Annotated in this window: 8 protein-coding genes; 6 read left to right on the top strand and 2 right to left on the bottom strand. The window is 40.2% G+C overall.

Annotated features, from left to right (window positions below):
* Nucleotides 1–476: beta-1,3-glucanase family protein (locus BGC07_RS08210; protein WP_139121753.1), on the top strand; the 476-nt coding region annotated here is incomplete at its 5' end.
* Between the two features lie 133 nt (nt 477–609).
* On the opposite strand, the gene BGC07_RS08205 is transcribed toward BGC07_RS08210, so the two are convergent.
* Nucleotides 610–1,218, bottom strand: coding sequence for a LuxR C-terminal-related transcriptional regulator (locus BGC07_RS08205; protein ID WP_069312709.1), 609 nt, complete (start codon nt 1,216–1,218; stop codon nt 610–612).
* A gap of 140 nt (nt 1,219–1,358) precedes the next feature.
* Between BGC07_RS08205 and BGC07_RS08200 the strand changes: the two genes are divergently transcribed.
* From BGC07_RS08200 to BGC07_RS08180, 5 genes are all read left to right on the top strand, one after another.
* Nucleotides 1,359–1,970, top strand: a complete 612-nt coding sequence (locus tag BGC07_RS08200) for a Nif11-like leader peptide family natural product precursor (protein ID WP_069312708.1) — start codon at nt 1,359–1,361, stop codon at nt 1,968–1,970.
* 1,111 nt (nt 1,971–3,081) lie between these two features.
* The gene (locus BGC07_RS08195) at nt 3,082–4,011 is read left to right on the top strand and encodes a Nudix family hydrolase (protein WP_069312707.1); all 930 of its coding nucleotides are present in this window, start codon (nt 3,082–3,084) and stop codon (nt 4,009–4,011) included.
* A 54-nt stretch (nt 4,012–4,065) separates the two neighbouring features.
* Nucleotides 4,066–4,911, top strand: coding sequence for a zinc metalloprotease HtpX (gene htpX, locus BGC07_RS08190; RefSeq protein ID WP_069312706.1), 846 nt, complete (start codon nt 4,066–4,068; stop codon nt 4,909–4,911).
* A gap of 39 nt (nt 4,912–4,950) precedes the next feature.
* Nucleotides 4,951–5,949: an SGNH/GDSL hydrolase family protein gene (locus BGC07_RS08185; RefSeq protein ID WP_077216815.1), complete on the top strand. Its 999-nt coding sequence runs from the start codon at nt 4,951–4,953 to the stop codon at nt 5,947–5,949.
* 3 nt (nt 5,950–5,952) lie between these two features.
* A complete protein-coding gene (locus BGC07_RS08180; protein ID WP_069312705.1) occupies nt 5,953–6,351 on the top strand; it encodes a DUF423 domain-containing protein in 399 nt (132 codons plus the stop codon).
* Here the strand turns inward: BGC07_RS08180 and BGC07_RS08175 are convergent.
* Entirely contained in the window at nt 6,326–6,916 is a 591-nt protein-coding gene (locus BGC07_RS08175) for a thymidine kinase (RefSeq protein WP_069312704.1), read from the bottom strand. The genes BGC07_RS08180 and BGC07_RS08175 overlap by 26 nt on opposite strands.
* Between the last annotated feature and the right edge of the window lie 2 nt (nt 6,917–6,918).

Here is a 6,918-nt window from a genome sequence, read left to right as displayed (position 1 = left end):
ACAGTTGTGAATATAAAGGGCAAGTAAATAATAGCCGTCAATTTGTATTTGCCGCAGTTTCTAATAATTGCCCTACAAGTTCTTTGCCTAAGCCAGACACTGCTATGGCGTGGTTTGCAGCGAATGCTGGTAATTGGAGCTTTAATGGTGATCATTTAAAAACAGCGGAGCAGCAAAATTTGGCAGGAGTATTAAGCGCAGCCTATGAAGCGGGTATGTTGCCCTACCCAACCAGTCTATCTGCTCCCTTATCAAAGGCACTCTTTCAGCAAAATAAAGATCGGCATTATCACGAAAATAGCATTAATGGTAAAAATTATCCGAATGATTTATATGCTCAGTCTCTACATGGGATAGACCCTAATACTAAACTTTATGCTTATCCATATGATGATAAATTAGGACAAGACTCAACGGTATCTACTGTTATCCCAAATACACAAGTTCCTGAGCCATTGACGATTACATTACGATAATAATTTAAACTGCCTGATTACTAGTTTAATAGCAGCTGTATTTTATTAATTATAATATAAAATAGCTGCTATTTTTATCTAAAAGAAAGCTGTTAGTGCGATAAATGATTATTAAATTAGTATGAATTTTAACCTATGAATATTGAACTAACTTAAATAGTTTTTTAAGTTGTGACTTGGTTGAAATTCCATATTTATTTTTAATATTTAACAGGTGTGTTTCTACTGTTCTATAAGATATTTCAAACTCTTTAGCAATTTCTTTTGCAGTTAATCCTGAAATATAGAGGTACAAACACTCAATTTCACGGCTGGTTAAGACTATTTTTTTATCCAGGTTATCTGTTGCAACTTTTAGTGACTGTATAAACTTTTTTTTAGTTGCTGATTCAATTGTTAAGTCTTCGCTTTTAATTTTTTCGGCAGGTGATGATATGCTGATTTGTAATGTCGATATTGACCATAGTTCGATGATTTTATGGTCGCTAATATTTATAATATTAGTAACGAACATTTCTACAGGTTTATCTTTGCTGTTATCAATTGCAGAAAATCGAGAGAGAGTGAATATTTGACCTTCTTTTAATAGAAGAAGATCAATTAATGAATTATTTATTTTTGAGTAATTTTTGCGATTATAGTCAAATCTCTCAGTGAGCTGTGTTAGGTTGAACTCTTGATCTAGATAGTGTCCTTTGAATTTTTTATGATAAAAATTTATGTAAGTCAGTGGCGCTGCCATTCTCCCACACTTGTAAGATTGACTTGAAGAAAGATACTGCTTGAAATTTATCCAATTTTTATCCTTTGTTTAGAAAGTTTTATTAACTATATCTTTTTTAATCAAAGAGTTAAATTGGCGAACTTAAGTATTTTATACGTATGGATATAATTGATATAGCGAATTACAATGAGCCGCTTAAACATATTGTAGGAGAAAATACAGTGACACCAGAACTCATTGGCTTTTTTGATGAAGTTAAATCAAATAAAAGTTTACAAAAACAACTGTACTATACAAAAGAACTGTCTGATGTTGCAATGGTTGCTAATAAGCTAGGCTTTAATATTACTGCTGCCGAAGTGCTTCGTGCTCAAGCTGGACGCTTACTGGAGCTGTTAGAAACTGATGTTAAGGAAGTTGCGATTGCAGCGGCGGGAGAGAAGCCTAACAAAGTTGCTCAATGGGGACGCGAAGGTCGAGGGTATCTTGAAAAAGCAGGGTATTGGCTGATTCGGCTTTCTCAATGGGGCTATAAAATTGAAGATATAAACAAAGATATTACAGATTTTTTTGAGAATATTAATAAAAGAAAATTGTTTTATGACGAGGTTTTTGTTTGCAGTACTTTTAATGAGATTGAAGAAGTGGCTAAAGAAAATCAATTTAAAATTACGGCTACTGCGCTAATTCATTATCAAGCGCTATGCATTACAAAGCTAGAAGATCAACATGCAGAACTTGTCGCCCATGGGAAAATTGACTGTGGTTAAAAAGGTAGATAACGAATTTTGTATTTATAAGGTAGATTTATATTACCAAGTTTTAGCTTTCAATATCATCATATTCCTTATCTGGAGTAGCTTGGTTAAAAGCAACAGTTGATAGTCAACTTGCTAAAGCTCATGGCCTGGTTGTGCTTTTAGCTTGCCTATTCATGATGTAGTTGTGTGGTGGAGGTCATCGGTTAAATTTTGCCGCAACATTCGACTTTAATGGGAGTGATTTGCTTACAGCCTTGTGAGATATATCTCACAAGGCTGTAAGCATAGAGCGCTTTGTCTTGTAAAATTTTGGGCATTTTGCAGGTTAACATAAGCATAACTTATTGATTTTTAATGATTTATTTTTTTTGGTGGTGCTGGTGAGCTTTATTTTTAACATCTTGGGTAATTGCACCAAAAGGAGAAAATGATAAATTATTAAGCAAGCGTTAAGGATAAGCGCAAATAGAGATAAGGATTAGGGTGTTGGAACACCCGGCAGGAAGCAGGATTGAATTTGAAGTTATTTGGGAAACATGGAGTGACCCTGGCACGTAAACTGCATGGATGTGGTTGCTGTTGATTAGGATGATTGACAGCGTGCTAGAGCAAGGATTGCTCGATAGCAAGGAAGAAAAATAAGAGTCATGGATGACTCATACAAGGAATGTCTGTAAGGACACGTTTATAGAGGACCTGGGCGGAGAGAAACCGCCCTATTTTTTTGCTTTGCTTTTATAGCACCTCCAGGTCGGCGTTGCGCTGATAAAAGGGATTGGAGGTGCTGCCCTACCATCGCCTTGTTAACACACTGCCAAAACTTGACTTATTATTGCGATCTTGAATGAATGTTTGATATGGCGCACTAGCTTTGTCGTAACAAAGGGTCAAAGAGTGTTAGCTATCGAAGCATTGGAAATGTCACTTCACAGCTGTTTTGTGTCTAAAATTTGGAGCTTTTGTCAGATTGCGCAAACTCAAAATAAGCTGGTGGTGCTGTTTGAACGCGTGATGTCTTGATTATGTCGAATACGCTTGGGGCTGTAGGGTTCTAGCTATCGCTTAGTGTATACTTGCTTGACGTTATTGGTTGAGAGTTGGATGAAAGGTTAAAAGCAAAATGAAGCAGGTTCGTGTTGCTATTGGAGTTATAGAAAATAAGCAAAGCCAAATTTTTACCGCTTTACGGCCTGATCATGTGGCTCAGGGTGGTTTATGGGAATTTCCGGGCGGTAAGCTGGAAAGCAATGAAACGGCTTTATCTGCTCTGAAACGCGAGCTAAAAGAGGAGGTCGGTATTGATGTGCTTGATGCCGAGCCTTTAATCGAGGTGCGCCATGACTATCCTGAAATGAGCGTTTGTTTGTATACTTTTCGTGTGCTTGAATATGTGGGCGAGCCAACAGGTGCAGAAGGGCAAAAAGTGCAATGGCAGGATAAAAGCGCATTGCTTTCTTTGAATATGCCTAAAGCAAGTTTGCCGATTATTAAGGCGTTATCTTTGCCGGATCGTTATTGTATCACCCCAGAGGGTTTAAGTGATGAAGCGGTATTTTCCTATGTGGAAAAGCAATTAGTTCTAGGAATTAATTTAATTCAGTTGCGTGGTGATTATAGTGAGTTTATTACTATAAAGTTGCGTGATCTGTGTCTAAAACATTATGCCCGGCTTTTGATTAAAGATTTGGCATTGGCAAAGAGCCTAGGCTTAGGTGTGCATTTGCGTGCACATGAGCTGATGAATTGTAATCGACAGCAGCTTATCGAAGTGAATTTAGTGGCTGCTTCTTGTCATAACTTAGCTGAATTGAGAAAGGCTGAGCAATTAAACGCTGATTTTGCTGTGTTATCGCCGGTGTTGCCTACGCCTTCTCACCCGGCTGCTGAGGGTTTAGGTTGGGATCAGTTTGAAAGCTTAGTTAAAGCGGTGAATATTGCTGTCTTTGCCCTAGGTGGCATGAGATATGAGCATATGAATCTTGTGAAACGCTTGGGTGGTCAAGGGGTTGCTGGAATTCGATTATTTGATGAATGCTTGAACTTCGCTTAGCGCGCCCATAACTTATACTTAGGTGTAGTGGTAAATGAGCGTGAGGATGAGTGCATGAATGGGGTCAAAACCGTTGTTTTACTTGCAGCACTGACTGCATTATTGTTGATTATTGGCACTGCTTTGGGAGGTAAAGCGGGCCTGTTGATCGCATTAATTTTTGCGATAGTGATGAATTTTAGTGCTTATTGGTTTTCTGATCAGCTCGTTTTACGTATGTACCGCGCTCAAGAAGTAGGGCCTTATGATGCGCCGGAGCTATATCAAACGGTAGAAGAATTGGCTCGTCGTGGCAATATGCCAATGCCGAAGGTGTATCTTGTTCCAGATCACACGCCGAATGCCTTTGCGACAGGGCGCAACCCTGAAAACGCAGCGGTTGCAGCGACGCAAGGTTTGATTCAAATGCTTTCGCGCGAAGAGCTGGCGGGAGTGATGGCCCATGAAATGGCTCATGTGCGTCATCGTGACACCTTAATTGGTACAGTGAGTGCAACGATTGCTGGAGCCATCGGTGCGATTGCCAATATAGCCTTGCTTTTTAGCTTTTTTAGAGGTTCTGATGAAGAAGGCCCAGGACCGATTGCGACTTTAGTTATGGCAATGCTCGCGCCGATCGCCGCCTCCTTGATACAGATGGCGATTTCGCGTTCGCGTGAGTTTGCCGCGGATCGCGGAGGCGCTGAGCTATGCGGTAACCCCTTATGGTTGGCCAGTGCGTTGCAAAAGCTAGAATCTGCCAATCACCGGGAGCCGATGCACAGTGCAGATGAACATCCAGCCACAGCCCATATGTTTATTGTCAATCCTTTGAGTGGTCGCGATATGATGAAATGGTTTTCGACTCACCCGCCGATGGAAGAGCGTATTCGTCGTTTACAACAGATGGCAGGCAGGTAATACTAGGCTCGTTATTAAAATAAAAATAGGGAGTGCGCTGTGCGAGCTTGGTTTTTGATCTTGGTTTCTGTGCTATTTGCTTCTTTTAATTATGCTGGCTATGCTTTGCCTAAGGGAGTGAATACGGCGGTTTTCTTTGGTGATAGTCTATCAGACGTTGGTAATTACCCAGTGGGAAAGTCTGAGCCCTATGTTCCTATTACCAATCCTTACCTAGGGAATCGCTCTTATTATGGTGGTACGATCGGAGTAATTTGGCCGCAGATTGTCGCAAGAGAGTTCTATAATCAAGGGTATTTTTCATCGCCTTTTGTTTCACCTTCTTCTCATCAAGCAAAGTTTCAAGTCTCACAGAGTTATGCTTGGGGTAGTGCTGTAACCGGTGATGTCTATACGGATGGTAGCGGCATTGTGTTGAAAGATTGTAACAAGCCGAGCCAAACGCCTTTATGTATCCCAGGTTTGCGTAAGCAGGTGGGCTTATATTTAGCGGCTAATCAGGGCAAGGCAGATCCAAACGCACTGTATTTTTTATGGGCAGGGGGTAATGATATGTTTAACAATATTTCCAATATTACCCATTTGCATTGGACGCGAATTGTTTGGTCTCCCGCACAGAATGTGGCGGATGCTGCTGGCGCCCTAACAAAAGCTGGAGCGCGTCATATTGTCATTATTAACTTGCCTAATGTTGCTTACACGCCAGCATTGGCAGGAAAGTCATCGCTAAAAGGCATAGTCACCTTTGTTACTAATCATTTTAATCAACACTTAACAGATGATAGCATTCAGGCTTTGTCGCCTTATAAGGTTCAACCAATTATTATCGATGCGGCAAAAATGTTTGAAGATATTTATATGAAAAAGCCGCCCTTTGCGACACTTAAAATTCACAGCTTAGCTAAAACGTGCGAGAGTGATAAAAAAGCTGCGGCAGCGAACTGTCCGGAGTATTTATTTTGGAATAAAAAGCACCCCGCTTGGTTAGGCAGTCAGATTATCGCTAAAGCGGTAATAAACCAGCTAAAAGTAGCTTAGAATATGTCAGTTCGTTTTGCGCAAAAAACAATAGGCTTGGGAGCACTCGGCATGATGGTCAGTGTCATCCTTGGTGCTGTTGGTGCGCATGTATTAGCAGGTATTTTAACGGGAAAATGGCTGCAGGTTTATCAAATTGCCGTTGAGTACCAAATTTATCACAGTTTAGGTTTGATATTATCTGGTTTACTAATTCTGTATTACCCAAGCTGTAAGGCGCTGGTAGCGGTTGCGTTATTAATGATGCTGGGCATTATTTTATTTTCTGGCAGTTTATATCTATTGGTTATTTTTCATTATTCATGGTTAGGGATTTTCACACCCTTTGGTGGGGTGTGCTGGATTGTTGCCTGGGGGATGTTAGCTTGGATTTTGATCAGGTATCGGCTTCACCATAAATAGCTGCTTTAAAGTGTTTTCTACACATGGAGATATACTTATCATTGCCACCGATTTCAACTTGAGCGCCTTTTTTTACAGGATTACCGTGCTCGTCTAAACGGATGACCATCGAAGCTTTGCGGCCACAATGGCAGACAGTTTTAATTTCATTGAGAACATCGGCCCAGGCCAGTAAATATTGACTGCCGACAAAGGGTTCGCCAAGAAAATCGCTACGTAGGCCATAGCTGAGTACGGGAATATTTAATTTGTCGGTAATTTCTGTGAGCTGAAAGACCTGGTCTTTACTTAAAAATTGTGCCTCATCAATAAGCACGCAGTGTATTTGTTCTTGCTCTAGTTGCTCTTTGGTTAGATGATATAAATTATCATCGGCGGTAAAAGAAATTGCTTCTGCACTGATGCCAATCCGTGAATGGATTTCGGTTGTTGAGGTGCGATTATCGATTTGCGGGGTAAATAACAAGGTATTCATGCCGCGTTCTTGATAGTTATAGCTAGATTGTAACAGCGTAGTTGATTTCCCGGCATTCATCGCTGAGTAATAAAAATAAAGTTTTGCCATAT

It is taken from the genome of Piscirickettsia litoralis (assembly GCF_001720395.1).
GTDB classification, from domain to species: domain Bacteria; phylum Pseudomonadota; class Gammaproteobacteria; order Piscirickettsiales; family Piscirickettsiaceae; genus Piscirickettsia; species Piscirickettsia litoralis.
Note: the sequence above shows the minus strand (reverse complement) of the source record. Positions and strands in the feature narration are given on the sequence as shown.